The 20,964-nt window shown below is 47.9% G+C and carries 18 protein-coding genes and 2 tRNA genes; 1 reads left to right on the forward strand and 19 read right to left on the reverse strand.

Going from position 1 to position 20,964, the window contains the following annotated elements:
* Positions 1–17: 17 nt before the first annotated feature.
* The 16 genes from nlpI to rlmE all read right to left on the reverse strand — a co-directional run bounded on the left by nlpI (position 18) and on the right by rlmE (position 16,222).
* Positions 18–899 (reverse strand): lipoprotein NlpI, encoded by an 882-nt coding sequence (nlpI, locus tag AC3AP5_RS07560; RefSeq protein WP_272978170.1) that lies wholly within the window; start codon positions 897–899, stop codon positions 18–20.
* Between the two features lie 90 nt (positions 900–989).
* Positions 990–3,131, reverse strand: a complete 2,142-nt coding sequence (gene pnp, locus AC3AP5_RS07565; RefSeq protein WP_006955193.1) for a polyribonucleotide nucleotidyltransferase — start codon at positions 3,129–3,131, stop codon at positions 990–992.
* A 170-nt stretch (positions 3,132–3,301) separates the two neighbouring features.
* Positions 3,302–3,571, reverse strand: coding sequence for a 30S ribosomal protein S15 (gene rpsO, locus AC3AP5_RS07570; RefSeq protein ID WP_006955194.1), 270 nt, complete (start codon positions 3,569–3,571; stop codon positions 3,302–3,304).
* A 95-nt stretch (positions 3,572–3,666) separates the two neighbouring features.
* Positions 3,667–4,626: a tRNA pseudouridine(55) synthase TruB gene (gene truB, locus AC3AP5_RS07575; RefSeq protein WP_487326420.1), complete on the reverse strand. Its 960-nt coding sequence runs from the start codon at positions 4,624–4,626 to the stop codon at positions 3,667–3,669.
* Positions 4,627–5,004, reverse strand: a complete 378-nt coding sequence (gene rbfA, locus AC3AP5_RS07580) for a 30S ribosome-binding factor RbfA (RefSeq protein ID WP_006955196.1) — start codon at positions 5,002–5,004, stop codon at positions 4,627–4,629.
* Between the two features lie 71 nt (positions 5,005–5,075).
* Positions 5,076–7,766 carry a translation initiation factor IF-2 gene (infB, locus tag AC3AP5_RS07585; RefSeq protein ID WP_287830918.1) on the reverse strand — a complete coding sequence of 897 codons (2,691 nt, stop codon included), beginning with the start codon at positions 7,764–7,766 and terminating at the stop codon, positions 5,076–5,078.
* Between the two features lie 27 nt (positions 7,767–7,793).
* Positions 7,794–9,287 (reverse strand): transcription termination factor NusA, encoded by a 1,494-nt coding sequence (gene nusA, locus AC3AP5_RS07590; RefSeq protein ID WP_006955198.1) that lies wholly within the window; start codon positions 9,285–9,287, stop codon positions 7,794–7,796.
* A 25-nt stretch (positions 9,288–9,312) separates the two neighbouring features.
* Positions 9,313–9,771 carry a ribosome maturation factor RimP gene (gene rimP / locus AC3AP5_RS07595; protein WP_286681722.1) on the reverse strand — a complete coding sequence of 153 codons (459 nt, stop codon included), beginning with the start codon at positions 9,769–9,771 and terminating at the stop codon, positions 9,313–9,315.
* A gap of 159 nt (positions 9,772–9,930) precedes the next feature.
* Positions 9,931–10,007 (reverse strand) — tRNA-Met (locus AC3AP5_RS07600).
* Positions 10,008–10,072: 65 nt separating this feature from the next.
* A tRNA-Leu gene (locus AC3AP5_RS07605) sits at positions 10,073–10,157 on the reverse strand.
* Positions 10,158–10,184: 27 nt separating this feature from the next.
* A complete protein-coding gene (secG, locus tag AC3AP5_RS07610; RefSeq protein WP_286681721.1) occupies positions 10,185–10,514 on the reverse strand; it encodes a preprotein translocase subunit SecG in 330 nt (109 codons plus the stop codon).
* Positions 10,515–10,519: 5 nt separating this feature from the next.
* On the reverse strand, positions 10,520–11,278 hold the full coding sequence (gene tpiA / locus AC3AP5_RS07615) for a triose-phosphate isomerase (protein WP_487326421.1): 759 nt from the start codon (positions 11,276–11,278) through the stop codon (positions 10,520–10,522).
* A gap of 86 nt (positions 11,279–11,364) precedes the next feature.
* Positions 11,365–12,705 (reverse strand): phosphoglucosamine mutase, encoded by a 1,341-nt coding sequence (gene glmM, locus AC3AP5_RS07620; protein ID WP_006955165.1) that lies wholly within the window; start codon positions 12,703–12,705, stop codon positions 11,365–11,367.
* Entirely contained in the window at positions 12,702–13,517 is an 816-nt protein-coding gene (gene folP / locus AC3AP5_RS07625; RefSeq protein ID WP_487326422.1) for a dihydropteroate synthase, read from the reverse strand. Before folP ends, glmM begins: the two co-directional genes overlap by 4 nt.
* Positions 13,518–13,598: 81 nt before the next feature.
* Positions 13,599–15,545, reverse strand: coding sequence for an ATP-dependent zinc metalloprotease FtsH (gene ftsH / locus AC3AP5_RS07630; protein WP_272977901.1), 1,947 nt, complete (start codon positions 15,543–15,545; stop codon positions 13,599–13,601).
* A 50-nt stretch (positions 15,546–15,595) separates the two neighbouring features.
* Positions 15,596–16,222 carry a 23S rRNA (uridine(2552)-2'-O)-methyltransferase RlmE gene (rlmE, locus tag AC3AP5_RS07635; RefSeq protein ID WP_006955162.1) on the reverse strand — a complete coding sequence of 209 codons (627 nt, stop codon included), beginning with the start codon at positions 16,220–16,222 and terminating at the stop codon, positions 15,596–15,598.
* Positions 16,223–16,318: 96 nt separating this feature from the next.
* Here rlmE and yhbY point away from each other — a divergent pair, with 96 nt between their 5' ends.
* Positions 16,319–16,615, forward strand: coding sequence for a ribosome assembly RNA-binding protein YhbY (gene yhbY, locus AC3AP5_RS07640; protein ID WP_006955161.1), 297 nt, complete (start codon positions 16,319–16,321; stop codon positions 16,613–16,615).
* On the opposite strand, the gene AC3AP5_RS07645 is transcribed toward yhbY, so the two are convergent.
* From AC3AP5_RS07645 to carB, 3 genes are all read right to left on the reverse strand, one after another.
* Positions 16,612–17,133 carry a hypothetical protein gene (locus tag AC3AP5_RS07645; RefSeq protein WP_006955160.1) on the reverse strand — a complete coding sequence of 174 codons (522 nt, stop codon included), beginning with the start codon at positions 17,131–17,133 and terminating at the stop codon, positions 16,612–16,614. The two genes, yhbY and AC3AP5_RS07645, sit on opposite strands and share 4 nt — an antisense overlap.
* Before the next feature lie 129 nt (positions 17,134–17,262).
* A complete protein-coding gene (gene greA / locus AC3AP5_RS07650) occupies positions 17,263–17,739 on the reverse strand; it encodes a transcription elongation factor GreA (RefSeq protein WP_006955159.1) in 477 nt (158 codons plus the stop codon).
* Complete coding sequence (carB, locus tag AC3AP5_RS07655; protein ID WP_487326423.1) at positions 17,736–20,960, reverse strand: carbamoyl-phosphate synthase large subunit; 3,225 nt, start codon at positions 20,958–20,960, stop codon at positions 17,736–17,738. The genes greA and carB overlap by 4 nt, the downstream gene beginning before the upstream one ends.
* Positions 20,961–20,964: the final 4 nt, after the last annotated feature.

Consider the following 20,964-nt stretch of genomic DNA (forward strand, 5'->3'; position numbering starts at 1 on the left):
CAAAATACAGAGGGTTTTCATTGCAGTTGTCGGCGAGTTTGCTCCAACTCAATGTCGGCATAACGATGTTCAACAAATTCATGCACGTTAGTCGTTAATGCCAACTTGAAATAATTGGCCGCTTTAGTCCACTGCTGTTGCCGTTGACTGTATTTACCGAGATAGAAATAAGCCTCACACAGACGTTCTGCTAGGGTTTCATCACCCCGAAGCTGCACCGTGAGTTGTTGCAGAAACTCAGTTTCGCTCAGTTCTCCTAAATACAATTCAATAATTCGGTTAGCCCAGTCTTCTTCATCTATTCCCTTTTGGTTGCGTGCCAACGCATTCAACGCCTCATTGGGTGATTCGCGATACTGCGCCAGAAACAACCAAATCACGCGATAAGGATCGCTGGGATCATTTTTAAGGTGTGCTTGGAAATCATTAACCGCAAATTTAACACGATTATCGTAATACTCTGCGATGCCTCGGTTAAGCAATGCATACGGATGGTCGGGGTCAAGCTCAAGTGCAGAATCAAGTGCCTCAAACGCAAAATCGAACTCACCCAACTCAGTGTATTGTATGCCTAAATAATTGTAGGCATCTGCTAACCGTGGTTTGACTTCTATCGCCCGCATAAAGTCCATGCGCGACAACGTACGTAAGCCTAGCGCGTCATACAATGCACCACGACGATAAAAGGCAAATGCGAGTTCTTCATCAGATAACGATTCATCACTCACTAATTGACTAATACGCGCGATCTCTATTTCATAACGAAACTCAGCCTGTTCGGGCTCTGCTAACACAACATTAGGCGTGGGTGCTGCGAGTGCATCGGCTTGATTCGCGGGCGGAGTTGCACATCCTGTTAGGGTCACAGCAAGCAACGCTGCCAAAGAAAGTAATCGCATAGAATATACCCTTGAAAATTTATTCCATTAGAGCAAAAAAAGCCCCATTGAGCTAGCTCAACAGGGCTTTTACTGGGTAAAGATTAACGATTAATCTTCGCTTTTGTCTTCCGATTGCTCAGTCGATTGTTCGCTATTCGCTTCAGCTGGCTTTTCAGCCGCTTCTTTCATGCTTAAACGAACACGACCTTGACGGTCAATTTCAAGCACTTTAACAGGTACCGTGTCGCCTACTTTGAGGTAGTCATTGACATCGTTCACACGCTCTTCAGCGATCTGTGAAATGTGTACCAACCCGTCTTTACCCGGTAATACTGTAACGAACGCACCAAAGTCAACGATACGTGCTACTTTACCTTGATAAATTTTGCCTACTTCAATTTCAGCAGTTAGCTCTTTAATACGCTTGATGGCTGCATCGGCATCATTTTGATCGCTGGCAGCAATCTTAATCGTACCGTCATCGCCAATTTCAATGTTGGTATTCGTTGACTCAGTCAACTCACGGATAACAGCGCCACCTTTACCAATCACGTCTTTGATCTTATCTTGATCAATCTTGATGGTCGTGAAACGTGGTGCATACGTAGAGAGCTCATCGCGGTGTTCGCCGATTGCTTCGTCCATCACAGACAAGATGTGCAAACGGGCCGCTTTAGCTTGGCCTAGCGCACTTTCCATGATGTCACGGGTGATACCATCGATCTTAATATCCATCTGCAGCGCAGTGATACCTTCGTTGTTACCCGCTACTTTAAAGTCCATATCACCTAAGTGATCTTCATCACCTAAAATGTCAGACAAGACGACGTGCTTATCGCCCTCTTTAACAAGTCCCATAGCGATACCCGCTACTGAAGACTTAATTGGAACGCCTGCATCCATCAATGCTAACGAAGAACCACACACTGATGCCATTGAACTAGAACCATTTGATTCTGTGATTTCAGACACCACACGAACGGTATATGGGAACTCTTCGTGGCTCGGCATAACCGCCTGGATACCACGCTTAGCAAGACGACCATGACCAATCTCACGGCGCTTAGGTGCACCGACCATACCGGTTTCACCCACACAGTATGGAGGGAAGTTATAGTGCAACAAGAAGCGACTGGTCGAAGTACCGGTCAGTTCGTCAATCATCTGCGCATCGCGGTCAGTACCCAACGTCGCTGTAACTAACGCCTGAGTTTCTCCACGCGTAAACAAAGCTGAACCGTGGGTACGTGGCAACACGCCCGTTGCTACACTGATAGCACGCACCATGTCTGGGTCACGACCGTCAATACGCTTTTCGCCCGCTAAGATGCGGCTACGCACGATATCTTTTTCGACGTCGTGGAAGATTTTGCCCGCTTCATCGGTATCGGCTTCTTCATTTTCAGCAACGAGTTGCTCAATCATCGCTTGCTTAACTTCAGCGATCTTGCCGTAGCGCTCAGCTTTGTCAGTAATGCGATAGGCTTCGCCGATGCCGGCTTCGGCGAGTGACTTCACTTTCTCAACCAAAGTGGCGTCTTTTTGTGGCGCCTGCCAATCCCATTTTTCTTTGCCTGCTTCTTGAGCAAACTCATTGATCGCATCGATAACGACTTGCATCGACTCATGACCAAACATCACTGCACCCAACATGGTGTCTTCTGATAAAAGGTTGGCTTCTGATTCGACCATCAAGACCGCTTGCTGAGTACCAGCAACCACTAAGTCTAACTTAGATTCGGTAAGTTCATCTTGCGTTGGGTTAAGTACGTATTCATCGTTGATAACACCCACGCGAGCCGCACCGATGGGACCATTAAATGGCACACCAGAAATAGCCAGCGCCGCCGAGGTACCAATCATTGCAACGAGATCTGGGCTTACTTGTGGGTTGACCGACACAACAGTCGCAACCACTTGTACTTCGTTCATGAACCCTTCAGGGAATAATGGACGAATGGGGCGATCGATAAGACGTGATGTCAACGTTTCGTTTTCGCTAGGACGACCTTCACGCTTGAAAAAACCGCCTGGGATTTTACCCGCTGCGTAGGTTTTTTCTTGATAGTTGACCGTTAATGGAAAAAAGTCTTGTCCTTCCCGCGCTTCTTTCTTGGCAACTACGCTGACGAGTACGGTTGTATCATCCATGCTGGCCATCACAGCTGCAGTTGCTTGACGCGCTACAACGCCAGTTTCCAATGTAACTGTGTGTTGACCATACTGAAATTGTTTAGTTATTGGATTCACGTTTTGCTTTCCTTTACCTAACTGAATGTGAACACCCGGATTGGTGTTCGTTTTCTATCTATTTTCAATCGTCACATAGTATAAGGCATAGATGACAGAATTAAGACCCCTTATCAAAAAATAAGCATAAAAAAAGGGTCCCGAGGGACCCTTTTTTCGAAATTTTTGACTTAGCGACGGATGCCAAGCTTTTCTACAACCGCTACGTAACGGCTTTGGTCTTTCTTTTTGAGGTAATCTAGCAATTTACGACGCTGACTTACCATGCGCAACAAACCACGACGTGAGTGGTGATCTTTCTTGTGCGCTTTAAAGTGACCTTGCAATTCCGCCAAGTTTTTAGTCAACAAAGCGATTTGCACTTCAGGAGAACCTGTGTCGTTCTCGCCCTGACCAAATTCTTTTACGATTTCTGCTTTTTGCTCAACAGTTAGTGACATAATAACTCCTTAAGTTTTAAATGACCCGCTTCCGATCACTAATTCAGCAGCGGAAAGAGCGCGTATTATAAGGCCCTCAGTAAATATTTCAATGACTATTTCAAATCCGATAAATTGAAACCGCAATAATCCAACGCAAGTACTCGTTTTGGCCACAACTTACCGTCTTTACGCAAAACGACAACGCCAATAAACACATTATGACCTGCCCTGCTCTTGGCACATAATCGGCATTCGTCCCCCACCGCCTGTGTATCAAGGGTACGATTAAAGACCGGCTGACCGTGCATGACGTCGCGCGCCTCCGCCTGGCTGATAGTTTGCGTTGGCAATCCATTCAATAACGTATCGACAGGTTCGAGGCACGCTAAGCGCTGTTCATCATCGCACTGTTCCAACGCTTCGAGAGACCATTGCTGCGCATCCGTTAAATTGGCAACATGGGTGCGGCGTAACTCTCGCACATGGGCACCACAGCCGAGCGCTTGACCCATGTCATCTACTAAAGTCCGGATATAAGTTCCCTTGGAACATGCGACTTGCAAGGTGACAAAATCACCATCACGGTGAAGAAGTTCAATCGCGCGAACACTGATAGTCCTTGTCTTGCGCGGTACATCAATGCCTCGACGCGCATAATAATAAAGCGGTTTGCCCTCGTACTTTAATGCCGAATAGATTGAAGGCGTTTGCGCTTGTTCACCGGTGAACTGAGCAATGATGTCGTTCAGCTGCGTATCCGAGACATCCACTGGATTTTGCTCAACGACCTCACCTTCGGCATCACTCGTAGTCGTGCGCACGCCCAATTGTGCTTCCACGCGATAGGCTTTATCCGCATCCAACAAATACTGGGAAAACTTGGTCGCTTCGCCTAGACATACGGGCAATAGCCCGGTAGCCAGCGGATCAAGGGCGCCCGTATGCCCTACTTTTTGCGCCTCATATAACCGTTTAATCACTTGAATGGCACGGTTAGATGTCATTTCCTTGGGTTTATCGAGTAACAGTACGCCGTTTATTGGCCGACCCTTACGCGGACGTGCCTGACCCATTTATTCACCCTCAGATTCGTTCTTATCCCGCTTACGCGCTTCGTCTACCAACCGACTCATACGAATACCTTCGTTAAGCGAGCCATCGTGTTGAAACTTAAGCTCTGGAACTACGCGCGCTTTGATACGTTTACCGAGCAACGAGCGAATAAAACCCGATGCCTGATTGAGTACCTTAAGGCCCGCCTTAACCTGGTCATCGTCATCGTGCAAAAACGTGACAAACACTTTGGCGTATGCCAGATCTCGAGAAACTTCAACATCAGAGACCGTTACCATACTCACGCGCGGATCTTTTACCTCACGCTGCAAAATCATCGCGATTTCTCGTTGTAGCTGATGGCGTACCCGCTCTGTACGACTAAATTCTTGTGCCATAACTCTTCCAAACTGAAACCGCGGACAGGATGCCCGCGGTTTTATCATAATCGAAAACAAACTTTCGAGGTTTACAGTGTACGTTCAACCTGTACCGTCTCAAACACCTCGATTTGGTCGCCTTCTTTGACATCGTTGTAGTTCTTAACACCGATACCACATTCCATACCATTACGGACTTCTTGTACGTCATCTTTAAAGCGGCGTAGTGACTCTAGCTCACCTTCATAGATAACAACATTATCACGCAATACGCGGATAGGCGCTGAACGCTTAACAATGCCTTCAGTAACCATACAACCTGCAATCGCGCCCAATTTCGGTGATTTAAACACATCACGGACTTCTGCAAGACCGATGATCTGTTGTTTAAATTCTGGGCGTAACATGCCGGTCATTGCTTGCTTAACTTCATCAATCAAGTCGTAGATAACGCTGTAGTAGCGTAGATCCACATTTTCTTGTTCGACCAGCTTCTTAGCCGCTGCCTCAGCACGTACGTTGAAGCCGACAACGATTGCGTTCGATGCACTTGCCAGTGAGATATCGGTTTCGGTGATACCACCAACTCCGCTGCCGATGATATTCACTTTGACTTCATCGGTTGATAACTTCACGAGCGCATCAGAGATAGCTTCCAAAGAACCTTGTACGTCTGATTTCAATACGATATTGAGTTCAGATACGTCACCCTCTGCCATGTTGGCAAACATGTTCTCAAGTTTCGCTTTCTGTTGCTTCGCCAGCTTAACTTCACGGTACTTGCCTTGGCGGTAGTTCGCAACTTCACGCGCTTTACGCTCGTCTTTAACGACAGTCGCTTCATCACCTGCTTGTGGAACACCTGACAGACCTAAAATCTCTACCGGAATCGAAGGACCTGCTTCCTTAATCTCTTTACCGGTCTCGTCACGCATCGCACGAATACGACCGTATTCAAGACCACAAAGTACGATATCGCCCTGACGCAACAAGCCACGCTGTACCAATACTGTCGCAACGGGACCGCGACCACGGTCTAAGCGTGATTCGACCACGATACCCGACGCCATACCTGTTTTTTCTGCTTTCAAGTCGAGTACTTCTGACTGTAGCAAGATACCTTCAAGAAGCTCGTCAATTCCCATACCACTGTGCGCGGACACAGGAATGAACATCACGTCACCGCCCCAATCTTCCGGGATGACATCAAGTTGTGCTAATTCATTTTTAACACGGTCTGGATCAGCTTCTTCCTTATCCATTTTGTTAATAGCGACCACGATAGGTACGCCCGCCGCTTTCGCATGCTGCACAGCCTCTTTAGTCTGTGGCATCACACCATCATCCGCAGCAACTACAAGAATAACCACGTCCGTGGCACCAGCGCCACGTGCACGCATTGAGGTAAATGCGGCGTGTCCTGGTGTATCCAAGAAGGTAATCATGCCATGGTCAGTTTCAACGTGGTATGCACCAATATGCTGGGTGATACCACCCGCCTCACCTGAGGCCACTTTCGCTTTACGGATGTGGTCAAGTAATGAGGTTTTACCGTGGTCGACGTGACCCATGACCGTTACCACTGGCGCACGAGGCTCTTCCTCTCCACCTTCAGAACGGTCTGACAAGACTTCTTCTTCAAGCGCATTGTCTTTAACGACTACCGCTTTGTGGCCAAGCTCTTCAACCACTAACGCAGCAGTTTCCTGATCAAGAATCTGGTTAATGGTGACCATTTCACCCATCTTCATCATGGTTTTAATCAGGTCACTTGCTTTAACCGCCATGCGACTTGCCAATTCACCCACAGTGATGGTCTCGCCGATTTTAACGTCGCGTTCTACCGGCTGAGCTGGCTTATTGAAGCCTTGTTGCAAGCTTGAACCACGGCGTCCACCTTTACGACGCTTTTCACGACGCGGTGTACGCTCATCCGCCTCTTCATCCTTGCGGCGACGTTTCTTGTTACGACGACGCGACTTACGCTCCTCGTCATAATCCTGTGCGTCTTCTGCTTCTTGGGCTGTCGAAGAGGTTGTAAAATGCACTTCTTCTTGCTCGGCCTTTTTACGCTCTTTCTCTTCTTCTTCCCAACGCTTGGCATTTTCTTCAGCCAAACGACGAGCTTCTTCCGCTTGCTTTTCAGCCTCTTTCTCGGCTTTCTTGCGCGCTTCTTCTTCTTGCTGCATACGTAACTTGTCTGCTTCCTGCTTAGCTTTATCGGCAGCCTCACGCTCTTCTGGCGTCATTGCGGCACGCCGCTCGGCTTCAGCTTTCTGTTTCGCCTTTTCTTTCTCTTTACGAGCCGCTTTCTCTTTCTCTTCAGCTTCACGCGCTGCTTTCGCTTTAGCTTCAGCCTCCGCCTGCTGACGTTTTTCTTCCTCAGCCTTAGCCTTAGCTTCCTCTTCACGACGCTTCGCTTCTTCCGCCTCTTTTTCAGCGGCTAGGCGCTCTTGTTCTTCACGCTCCTGCTCTTCTGCAGCAGAGCGTTTTACGTAGGTACGTTTTTTACGTACTTCGACTTGTACTGATTTGGCATCACGACCACCACCGACACTCAGCGTACTCTTAGTTTTACGCTTAAGGGTCATTTTGCTGGGCTCTGATGAGCCACCGCCGCCATGCTGCTTATTTAAGTGGGCCAATAGCTTTTGCTTTTCATCTTCGGTCACGCCCTGATTAGGCGTTTTTTTAATGCCCGCTTCAGCAAACTGCTGAATCAGACGATCAACTGTTGTACCGACATCTTTGGCCAGCTTTTCGAGCGTTACTTCTTCCATAGTCTGTTGTACCTCCGCTGATCGTGGTTATTCGCTGAACCAGCAAATATTGCGGGCTTTCATGATTAAGTCGCCAGCTTGCTGTTCATCCAGCTCTTCGATTCCGGCTAAGTCATCAATGCCTTGCTCCGCGAGCTCCTCCAATGAGGTCACACCGCGACTGGCAAGAACGTACGCCAAGTGGCGGTCCATTCCTTCAAGCCCAAGTAATGATTCGTCCGGCTCTGCTGACTCAAGAGACTCTTCGTCAGCCAATGCTTTCGTTGTTAAGTAGGCACGCGCGCGACCACGTAACTCTTCAACAATATCTTCATCCATCCCTTCAATTTCAAGGAACTCAGCTACAGGAACGTAAGCCACTTCCTCAAGTGAAGAAAATCCTTCGTCCACGAGTACCGACGCAAAATCTTCATCGATATCGAGACTGGTTATAAATAAGTTTAACAAGCGATTCGTTTCTGCTTCGTTTTTCTCGTTGAAGTCATCAACGGTCATGACGTTAAGCGTCCAACCACTGAGCTGACTGGCCAACCGAACATTCTGTCCACTTTTACCGATCGCTTGCGCTAGGTTATCGGCTGCAACAGCGATATCCATGGTATGAGCATCTTCATCGACTACAATTGAAGCCACTTCTGCAGGTGCCATTGCGTTAATAACGAATTGCGCGGGGTTATCGTCCCATAGAACAATATCAACACGCTCGCCACCGAGCTCCCCTGATACTGCTTGTACACGTGCACCACGCATACCCACACATGCACCCACCGGATCAATGCGGCGGTCATTGCTTTTAACCGCAATTTTAGCACGCGAACCAGGATCGCGAGCGGCTCCTTTGAGTTCAATCATCTCTTCACCGATTTCCGGTACTTCGATACGGAACAATTCCATTAAGAACTCTGGGCGCGAACGCGTGACAAACAACTGAGCTCCACGCGCTTCTGGACGCACATCGTAAAGCAAACCACGCACTCGGTCACCCGGACGAACTGATTCGCGCGGCAACATTTCTTCACGATAAATAATCGCTTCAGCATTATTGCCTAAATCTAAGATAACATGCTCGCGATTCGCTCGTTTAACAGTGCCTGTGACTAATTCACCCACTTGGTCACGGTATTCGTCAACCACTTGGGCACGCTCAGCTTCGCGTACTTTCTGTACGATAACTTGTTTTGCCGTCTGCGTTGTAATGCGGTCAAATTGAATCGACTCAATTTGTTCCTCGACGTAATCGCCTAATTGTAGCGATGGGTCTTCATACTGCGCGGCTGATAGGCTAATTTCACGATAAGGGTGCTCAAGGCCCGTATCGGTATCTTCAACCACTAGCCAACGGCGAAACGTATCAAATTCGCCCGTTGCACGGTCAATATCAATACGCACATCAATATCGCCGTCATACTTTTTCTTGGTCGCGTGAGCTAATGCCGACTCTAACGCTTCAAAAATTTTCTCTCGAGGGACTGCCTTTTCGTTGGAAACAGCCTCTGCTACCAACAGGATTTCTTTACTCATGATTCTGCCTCACCAACGCAAATCGTTAATCAAATGACGGTACTAAGTGGGCCTTTTTAATTTCATGCATACCCACCGTCAACGACTCTTGACCAACGCTGAGTTGCAGTTGGTCATCTTCAATTCCTTCCAGAACCGCTTGGAACTTCCGCTTATTTTGTTTAGCTACGGTCAATTCGAACGCGACCGTTTCGCCAATATAAGGCTGCATTTGCGCAATAGAGAAGAACGGACGCTCCATACCTGGTGACGAAACCTCCAGGTTATACTCCGTATTGATCGGATCTTCTACGTCAAGTACAGAGCTCACTTGATAACTGACGTCAGCGCAATCATCAACGCTGATACCTTCTTCCTTATCAATGTAAATACGCAACGTTGAAAACTTGCCGGCACGGACAAACTCAATGCCCCACAATTCAAAACCCAAGGCCTCAACGGCTGGGCGAAGCATGTCCGATAAACGTTCCTCTATACGTGCCAAATTGCCTCCTAAAACAAAAAAAGGGCGCGAGCGCCCAGTGTTGTGACTATCCTAACGATAGCTTAGGCCACATAGCAAAAAGCCCCGAGCTTCTGCGGGGCTTTTTAAACACTGGACCCTTTGTCTATTTCAACCGCCAAACCGTTTGGCACTTGAAATTGGTTGCGGGGGCAGGATTTGAACCTACGACCTTCGGGTTATGAGCCCGACGAGCTACCAGACTGCTCCACCCCGCGTCCGAAACTTGCTTGATATTATAGGGATTTTTGTGCTCATTTCAAGCTCTGAGCAATAATAATATTGGTGCGGATGGCGGGACTTGAACCCGCACGCCCGAAAGCACTACCCCCTCAAGATAGCGTGTCTACCAATTCCACCACATCCGCGTAAACTATTAACCGACTCGACTCTTATTAGTTGGTCGGAGGTACCTGTTGGCCATTCTGCTCTTCAACAGGTGGCGTTTGCTGCTCAGGTGCGCTCAAGTCAGAGAAATCTTCAGACGAATCTGAAACCGACGTTGATAAATTGCCAAGCACTAGAGCCAACACAAAAAATATGACAGCTAAAATGGCAGTGGTACGACTCAAGAAGTTACCAGAACCTGACGAACCAAACACCGTGTTTGATGCGCCTGAGCCAAATGAAGCGCCCATATCTGCGCCTTTACCCTGCTGTATCATGATGAAGCCAATAAGAACAATGGCTACAATGAGAAACATCACCATCAATACTTCAAACATAAACTTTATCCCTTGGCTGCTCGACAGATAGCGCAGAAATCTTCGCCATTTAGGCTTGCGCCACCAATCAAACCACCATTTATATCTGCTTCTGAAAACAATGACTCAGCATTATTCGCTTTTACTGAGCCACCGTATAAAAGTGGAGTTTTAGCTCCAACTTGTTGGTAGTTTTCAACTAACCAACCACGAATTTTTGCATGTACTTCTTGAGCCTGCGCGGGCGATGCTGTCTCACCGGTACCAATAGCCCAAATCGGCTCATAAGCTACCACAACATGTGCCATTTGCGTTGCACTTAGTCCAGCCAGACTCTTTTCGAGCTGAGCTTGGATAACTGACCATGTATTGTCAGCTTCGCGTTGTGCTTTATCTTCGCCAACACAAATCACTGCGGTCAACCCAGCTTGGGTTACAGTGGCCGCTTTGGCAGCAACCAATTGGTCGCTTTCGTGTTGCTCGGCGCGACGTTCAGAATGCCCAAGCAAGACATACTCGACGCCTAATTCTTGCAACATCGCAACAGAGACTTCACCAGTATGCGCTCCGCTTTCATACTCGCTCACGTTCTGCGCACCTAACGCGACATCATCGTAGTAGATGTGTCCTGCCATTTCAGACAGTAAGGTGTACGGTGGACATATGACCACATTTACACCTTTAAAGTCAGCTTGGTTGTCACGCAAAACTTCACTCATATTGCGAGTGAATGCTCGGTTACCGTTCATTTTCCAGTTGGCAATAACCAGTGACGCGTTAGACATTTAAGCTCCTCTCTTTAAGGCGCGGGAATATTAGCTGATGCAAACCAAAGTTACAAGCACCAATTTCATTCCCGCGCACTGACTGCCTATTTTGTAGCCGCCTCGACTTCTTGCGCAATCTGCTGTGCAAACGTTTTCACGGCACGCGTGTCAGCACCTTCCACCATGACCCGAATAACTGGCTCCGTGCCCGATTTCCGCAACAACACGCGCCCTTTTCCAGCCAACGCGGTTTCTACTTCAGCAACAACGGCTTTAACCTGAGGACTGTTAAGCGGGTCAGCACCTGACGGATACCGAACATTCACTAATGTCTGCGGTAACTTTTTAAACCCGTCCAGTAATGTTTCGATGTCACTGTCTTCCGCGACCATGGCCGCGAGTACTTGTAGGCCGGCGAGTATACCATCGCCTGTGGTATGGAAATCGCGATTGATAATATGCCCTGAGCTTTCTCCCCCCAACGCCCAATCGTTCGCCTTCAATTGCTCAATAACGTAGCGATCACCGACCTTTGCGCGAATAAAGGGAACATCAAGTGATTGGCACGCCTGTTCAAGGGCAAAGTTACTCATCAAAGTACCAACAACACCCCCCTTCAGGGTTCCTGAGCGAAGTGCGTTAACCATGAGCACGTAGAGTATTTCGTCGCCATCCAGAATACGCCCTTTGTCGCTGACCATCATAATACGATCACCGTCACCATCGAGCGCTATACCTACATGTGCTTTCTGTTTCAGTACTTCCTGCTGTAACGCATCTAGATGAGTTGCACCACACTCTTTATTAATATTAAGTCCGTCGGGCCGAGTACCGACTTCAGTGACTTTGGCACCAAGCTCTCTAAACACGTTCGGTGCAATATGATAAGTCGCGCCGTGGGCACAATCGACGACAATGTGCATCCCCGTTAATGACAAGTGGCTCGGAAATGCACTTTTACAAAACTCAATGTATCGGCCCGCCGCGTCGTTGATACGATTGGCGCGACCTAAATGTTCGGATGCGACACAATCCATGGGTTGGTCAATCAAATGTTCGATATCTAACTCAACTTGATCGGGCAGCTTATGACCGTTATCGGCAAAGAATTTAATACCATTGTCATAGTATGGATTGTGCGATGCACTGATAACAATGCCTGCTGCCGCGCGGAAGGTGCGGGTCAGATAAGCAATACCCGGTGTTGGCATGGGACCTAAAAAGTCAACATTCACCCCTGCTGCGGACAAACCGGCTTCAAGTGCCGATTCGAGCATATAGCCGCTGATGCGAGTATCCTTACCCACGAGTACCTTGCGTGTTCCCTTTGCCGCCAACACTTTACCGGCAGCCCAACCAAGTTTAACCGCAAACTCAGGTGTAATAGGATGTTCTCCAACCAACCCACGTACACCATCGGTACCAAAATATTTCCTTTCTGTCACAAAAAGTCTCCTTCCAGGGTCGCTGACACAATCCGCATCGCATCAACGGTTTCTGCTACATCATGCACACGGATCATACGTGCGCCTTTATAAGCTGCTATTGTGGCGGCTGCGATACTTCCTGACAAGCGCTCGTTAACATTTTTCCCCGTTACGTGTCCGATCATCGACTTACGTGACATTCCAATAAGTAAGGGACAACGCAACTCATGAAAGGCTTGCAAGCGCTGTAGCATTTGATAATTGTGACGTTGTGACTTACCAAACCCAAACCCTGGGTCTAACCAAATTCGGTGTCCATCAATACCTCCCTTGGCGCATTGATGTATGCGGTCCTCGAGAAAGGTTTTTACTTCACATATCACGTCTTCATAACGTGGATCATGTTGCATGGTACGCGGCTCACCTTGCATATGCATTAAGCAGACCTCAACATCACTGGCAGCCACAACTTCAATCGCTCCAGGTTCGCGTAAGGCATTCACGTCATTAATCATGTCAACGCCAGTTTCGATAGCCGCACTCATCACTGCGGGTTTAACGGTGTCGACAGATACCTTCACGTCGAATCTTTGCTTAATCGCCTCAAGCACCGGAATCACTCTATCAAGTTCTTCTGCTTCAGCGACAGCTTGCGCGCCGGGACGAGTCGACTCACCGCCGATATCTAACCATGTAGCACCAGCTTGTATCATGGTTTCTGCACGCCGTAGCGCATCATCAACATTATTATAGTTTCCCCCATCGCTGAATGAATCCGGGGTAATATTTAAAATCCCCATGACACTCAACGGTCGCGCAAGCTTACTCATGGTCTCGTTCCTCACATCATGACTACACAAACGTTTGACAAAAAAAAGCCACCCAATCGGTGGCTTTTCAGTAATGGTTGGTTACGACGTCGCGTCACCCGGTTTGTCCACGTTAATAGGACGATCCGGCCGCTCTTCTTCGCCTGCCTTTTCAGCAGTACCACCATTGGTACCATTATCATTATCATCGCGATCATCCCAGCCTTTCGGGGGACGAACGTCACGACGATTCATTAAGTCGTCAATCTGACCCGCATCGATAGTTTCGTATTTTACGAGCGCGTCTTTCATAGCGTGCAGAATATCAATATTCTCTTCCAATATCGTTTTAGCACGTTGATAGTTCTGATCAATCACTGACTTAACTTCTTGATCAATCGCGCGCGCGGTGTCGTCAGACATGTGTTTATGCTGAGTGACTTGACGCCCTAAAAAGACTTCATTTTCGTCTTCAGCGTAGAGCAAAGGACCCATTTTTTCTGACAAGCCCCACTGCGTCACCATCTTACGAGCAATTTCTGTTGCCCGTTCAATATCATTTGACGCGCCAGTCGTGACCTTATCAACGCCATAGATAATCTGCTCGGCTAACCGACCCCCAAACAAGCTTGAGATCATGCTTTCTAAATGTTGCTTAGAATGACTCACACGATCTTGCTCTGGCAAGTACATGGTAACCCCTAATGCACGGCCCCTCGGAATGATCGATACCTTATAGACCGGATCATGCTCAGGCACTAAACGACCCACGATCGCGTGACCCGCTTCATGATAAGCCGTCATCGCCTTTTCATCGTCGGTCATTACCATTGAACGACGTTCGGCACCCATCATGATCTTATCTTTCGCTTTATCGAACTCTTCCATTGAGACGACACGTTTGTTGCCTCGGGCTGCGAATAACGCAGCTTCGTTAACTAAGTTAGCGAGGTCAGCGCCCGAGAACCCAGGTGTACCGCGCGCAATCAAATCGGCACGCACGTCGTCGCCCAACGGAACTTTACGCATGTGTACTTTTATAATCTGCTCACGTCCGCGTACGTCCGGCAAGCCCACCACAACTTGGCGGTCAAAACGACCTGGACGCAATAACGCAGGATCAAGTACGTCTGGGCGGTTGGTTGCAGCGATAACGATAATACCTTCGTTACCCTCAAATCCATCCATTTCCACCAACATTTGGTTTAGCGTTTGCTCGCGCTCATCATGACCGCCGCCAAGACCGGCGCCACGTTGGCGACCCACGGCGTCTATCTCGTCGATAAAGATAATACAAGGTGCAGACTTTTTCGCTTGCTCAAACATATCGCGTACACGAGAAGCACCGACACCGACAAACATTTCAACAAAGTCAGAGCCAGAAATGCTAAAGAAAGGCACTTTTGCTTCGCCTGAAATAGCTTTAGCAAGCAACGTTTTACCTGTACCCGGCGGACCGACCATTAACACGCCTTTTGGTATTTTACCGCCCAAGCGTTGGAATTTAGAAGGATCCTTAAGATAGTCGACCAGTTCGGTGACTTCCTCTTTAGCTTCATCACAACCCGCCACATCGCGAAACGTGGTTTTAGTCTGATCTTCGCTCATTAAGCGTGCTTTACTCTTGCCAAACGACATTGCACCGCGACCACCGCCGCCCTGCATTTGTCGCATGAAGAATATCCACACACCGATTAAGAGCAACATCGGGAACCAAGAAATGAAAATTGACGTGAGAATGCTAGGTTCTTCCGGTGGCGTTCCCGAGAACTCAACATTTTTATTCGCCAATTGATCAACGATCTTCGGATCGGATTGCGTCGGAATGACTGTCTTATACGACTGGCCATTTCGTGTCATCACCGTGATGGTGCGACCATCTTCACCAAAATCGGCGCGTCGCACATTGCCGTTGTCCACTTGCTTTAGAAACTCGCTATACGCCATGCGAGACCCAGCGTTTTCGCCAGGGCTAAAGCTCTGAAAAACGCTCATCAACACAACGGCTATGACGAGCCACAAGATGAGATTTTTTGCCATATCGCTCAAAGCCTATTACCTCTAGTGTATTTAAATAATCAATCGTTGATGTCAGGGTACTACAACTTGTAGTCTGTCGCTACCAAGTATACCTCTCGCGAACGTGATCGAGACGAACTTGGCTTTCGCGTCTTTACCGTCTTAAATGCCGCTCTAACATCTTTTAAAAACTCTTCGAACCCTTGTCCGTGAAACACTTTGACAGCAAAGCTGCCGCCAGGTTTCAGTACTTGGTGACACATGTCCAACGCCAGCTCAACAAGATACATTGCACGGGGCTGGTCGACGTTGTCATTACCACTCATATTAGGGGCCATATCGGACAACACTACATCTACGTTTTTACCGCCAATTCGGCTCAACAACGCGTCTAAAACTGCCTGTTCGCGAAAGTCACCCTGCAGAAAATCGACGCCAGCGATTGGGTCCATCGATAAAATATCGCAGGCGATTACCTGACCATCGCCATTGAAGTAGTCTGCAACATATTGCGACCAGCCTCCAGGCGCTGCGCCCAAATCAACAACAGTTTGCCCTTTTTTTATTAATTTATCACGCTGTTGAATTTCTTCTATCTTAAATACGGCACGTGACCGCAATCCGCGTTTTTGCGCTTTTTGCACAAACGGATCATCAAAATGTTCTTTTAACCAACGTTGGCTGCTGACGCTGCGCTTTTTACCCATTAATACTATCCAGACTGTCTGATTAAACTAGCGTGTACCCATTAGATGGCGTTACAATAACCGTAATTCAAGCTCAAATTACAGGATTATTATCGTATGTCGTTAACTAATAAGCAAAAACAGTTTTTAAAAGGCGAAGCGCACCCGCTCAAACCGGTGGTTTTACTCGGTGCAAATGGGCTTACTGAAGGCGTGATTGCCGAAATTGAGCAAGCGTTGGAAGATCATGAGCTCATCAAGGTAAAAGTGCCAGAAGAAGACCGTGAGCTACGCCAGCAAATGATGGCTGCCATTGTGCGTGAAACAGGTGCGGAACAAGTTCAGGTCATCGGTAAAACACAAATCTTGTTCCGTCCAGCTAAAGAACCTCGTATGCGATTACCAAGAGCTTAACCGCAGCTGTATTGTGGCGTCATAGGGTTTGAGACACGTCTCATAGCCCGCGCCACACAGCCCATCGCTACTTCAGTCTTAATCCATCCCTCTTGTGCTAAAAAGTAAACATTCAGCAGTTCATTGCGATGTGCTTCAGAGTTGTCCAACTGATGTTTCTTAAGAGTCGGCTCAACCATCTGCATCGCTTTCCAGTAAAAGCGATAGTCTTGTTCACAAGTTAGGGAACTTAAGCTCTCTGCAAGTTCAGGTGTTGATTTAGGATACATAAGCTTAACACCAGGCGCGAAAAGCCAATCGACCGATAGCCCTTCACTCATTAATTTGGTAATGAGTAATTTATAAGGAATGACTTGTCGGTAACGCCAATTTTTATAGTCATGATAGCTGACTCCGAGCCACTCGACGACGCCTTTTATCGTTTGCACTTTGGCAACCGGTTTAAGACGTTCCATTAACTCCCTGATGGTAGGCTCACCCCACGCGTAATTTGGGGCAAATACTGCGTTTCTTTCCATGAAACCTCCTTTACATGCTATTAACACAACAGTAATACTTTCTAAAAAAACAAACTGTTTTGCAAGTTTTAAGCATAAAAAAACCCAGTTTTAAAAAACTGGGTTTTTGCTAGAGGTCGATGTAAGCGATTAAATATATTTAACTTCCACGACCTCGTACTCAACCTCACCATTCGGTGTGGTTACCGTCGCAATGTCATCAATTTCTTTACCAATCAGCGCACGCGCTATCGGCGAGTTGACAGAAATCAGATTAGATTTAATATCCGCCTCATCGTCACCGACGATTTGGTAGGTCACTTCCTCATCTGTTTTAGTGTTATACACGGTCACAGTGGAGCCAAAAATGACTTTGCCGTTATTAGGCACTTTCGTTACATCGATAATTTGTGCGTTCGATAATTTCGACTCGATTTCTTGAATACGGCCTTCACAAAAGCCCTGTTGTTCGCGCGCTGCATGATACTCAGCATTTTCCTTGAGATCTCCATGCTCACGCGCATCAGCGATCGCCTCAACAATACGAGGACGATCTTCGGTTTTTAATCGTTTCAATTCTTGACGCAGTTGCTCTGCGCCACGTTCCGTCATTGGAATCTGGTTCATACTAATGCAACCCTTTTGTGTAATTCCTGCACCGAGCTCACGCGCGCGCGATCGTCCGCCGTATTGGCTTTCACTGTCGCAAACGCCGCGTTAAGTGTAGTGGTATAAATTACTTTGTTTAACAATGCCTCGCGACGGATATAAACCGAATCTTCGATGGCTTGACGACCTTCTACGGTGTTAATGATATAACTATACTCACCGTTTTTGATCGCATCCACAATATTCGGACGACCTTCCTGTAGTTTGTTAACTACCGTGCAGTCGATACCCTCTTCTGCTAACATTTTAGCAGTACCGCGGGTCGCTTCCAATTTAAACCCAAGCGCCAGCAAGCCACGCGCAAGATCCATCAGTCGACGCTTGTCGCTGTCACGAACAGAAATAAGTGCCTTTCCTTTTTTCGCGAGCGCAGCACCGGCGCCGAGGTTGGCTTTGGCATAAGCTTCTTCAAAGCTTTCACCCACCCCCATCACCTCACCGGTAGAGCGCATTTCTGGTCCACGAATCGGGTCAACACCTTGGAACTTAGCAAAAGGAATGACCACTTCCTTTACTGAATAATAAGGTGGAATGACTTCGCTTGTGTAACCTTGTTCTTTTAACGACTGACCCACCATTACACGGGCCGCGACTTTGGCAAGCGGAACACCCGTCGCCTTCGAAACAAAAGGTACGGTTCGTGCTGCGCGAGGGTTCACTTCAATGAGGTAAATTTCATCGTCTTTTACCGCAAACTGGGCGTTCATTAAGCCCTTAACGTTTAATTCAAACGCAAGCTTACGAATTTGTTCGCGTAACTGTGCTTGAATAATATCGCTTAACGAGTACGGAGGTAACGAGCACGCCGAATCGCCTGAATGCACGCCGGCTTCCTCGATGTGTTGCATGATACCACCAATCAACACGTCTTCACCGTCACAAATTGCATCCACGTCCACTTCGATGGCGTTATCGAGGAACCTATCGAGTAACACAGGCGCATCATTCGATACCTTTACGGCATCCGTTAAATAACGCGTCAAGTCTTGCTCGTCGTAAACAATTTCCATCGCTCGACCACCCAATACGTACGACGGGCGCACAACGAGCGGATAACCAATACGTTTGGCTTCAGTCAACGCTTCTGAAATACCGGTAACCGTCGAGTTTTCTGGTTGCTTCAGCTTCAAACGGTTTACCGCCGCTTGGAATCGCTCACGGTCTTCCGAGCGGTCAATCGCATCCGGTGAAGTACCAATAATCGGCACGCCGTTGGCCTCAAGCGCACGTGCGAGTTTAAGCGGCGTCTGACCGCCGTATTGCACGATGACACCTTTAGGCTGTTCGATACGCACGATCTCCAACACATCTTCTAAGGTGATCGGCTCAAAGTATAACCGGTCAGAAGTGTCATAATCAGTTGATACTGTTTCTGGGTTACAGTTAACCATGATGGTTTCGTAACCATCTTCACGTAATGCTAAGGCCGCATGAACACAGCAGTAATCAAATTCGATACCTTGACCAATGCGATTAGGACCGCCACCAATCACCATGATTTTGTCGCGTTCAGACACATCGGCTTCGCATTCTTCATCATAGCTTGAATACATATAGGCAGTGCTAGAGGCAAACTCAGCAGCGCAGGTGTCAACCCGTTTATAAACCGGATGAATCCCCAACTTATGGCGACGCTTACGCACTTCTGACTCGCTGACATGCAGTACATCAGCAATACGTTCATCAGAGAAACCGCGACGTTTGAGTGCCCGCATAACATGTTCATTCATGCCTGCGAGTCCCAATACATCCAATTCTTCCTCAAGCTTGATAAGCTCTTCAATCTGAATCAGATACCATTCGTCAATACGCGTTAATTCAAACACTTCGCGCACGGTCATGCCTAAACGGAATGCATCACCAATGTACCAAATTCGCTCCGCACCCGGCTCTTTCAGCTCACGAATAACTTTGCCGCGCGCTTCATCGCTACTTAAATCCACCATGCTATCAAAGCCGTTGGCGCCCAGTTCAAGGCCACGCAATGCTTTTTGCATCGATTCTTGGAAGTTACGACCAATCGCCATCACCTCACCCACCGATTTCATCTGAGTGGTTAAGCGATCGTTACAGTTAGCGAACTTCTCAAAGTTAAAACGAGGGATCTTAGTCACAACGTAATCTAACGCCGGTTCAAACGATGCAGGCGTCACACCGCCCGTAATTTCGTTCTCGAGTTCATCCAGCGTATAGCCCACCGCAAGCTTGGCGGCAACTTTCGCAATTGGGAAGCCTGTTGCTTTCGAGGCGAGCGCTGACGAACGCGACACGCGTGGATTCATTTCAATGATCACCATGCGGCCGGTATCAGGATTCAAGCCAAATTGTACGTTTGAGCCACCTGTCTCAACACCGATCTCACGCAATACCGCCATTGCTGCATCACGCATCAACTGAAACTCTTTGTCAGTCAATGTTTGAGCCGGTGCAACGGTGATCGAATCACCGGTATGGATACCCATTGGATCAAAGTTTTCAATGGTACATACGATAATGCAGTTGTCGCTTTTGTCGCGCACCACTTCCATTTCGTATTCTTTCCAACCTAACAGCGATTCATCAATCAGTAACTCGTTGGTCGGTGACAAATCGAGACCCCGTCGACAGATCTCCTCGAACTCTTCACGGTTGTAGGCGATACCACCGCCGCTGCCGCCCATGGTAAACGAGGGACGGATAATGCATGGGAAACCAAGACGGTCAAGTACGTCAAAGGCTTCTTCCATGCTATGCGCCATTTCAGCATTCGGCGTCTCTAAACCGATTTTTTTCATCGCTTTATCGAAGCGGTCGCGGTTTTCCGCTTTGTCGATAGCATCGGCATTGGCGCCAATCATTTCGACTTTAAAGCGGTCTAATACGCCATGACGATCGAGGTCAAGTGCACAGTTCAATGCAGTTTGACCGCCCATGGTTGGCAAAATCGCATCGGGGCGTTCGCGCTCGATAATTTTTTCGACCACTTCCCAGTGAATAGGCTCAATATAGGTGGCGTCAGCCATTTCAGGGTCAGTCATGATGGTCGCTGGGTTCGAGTTCACCAAAATCACTCGATAACCCTCTTCGCGAAGCGCCTTACATGCTTGTGCACCCGAGTAGTCAAACTCACAGGCTTGACCAATGACAATCGGACCTGCACCAAGAATCAGAATGCTTTTTATGTCAGTACGTTTTGGCATAGTG

It is taken from the genome of Idiomarina sp. D18 (genome assembly GCF_057748155.1).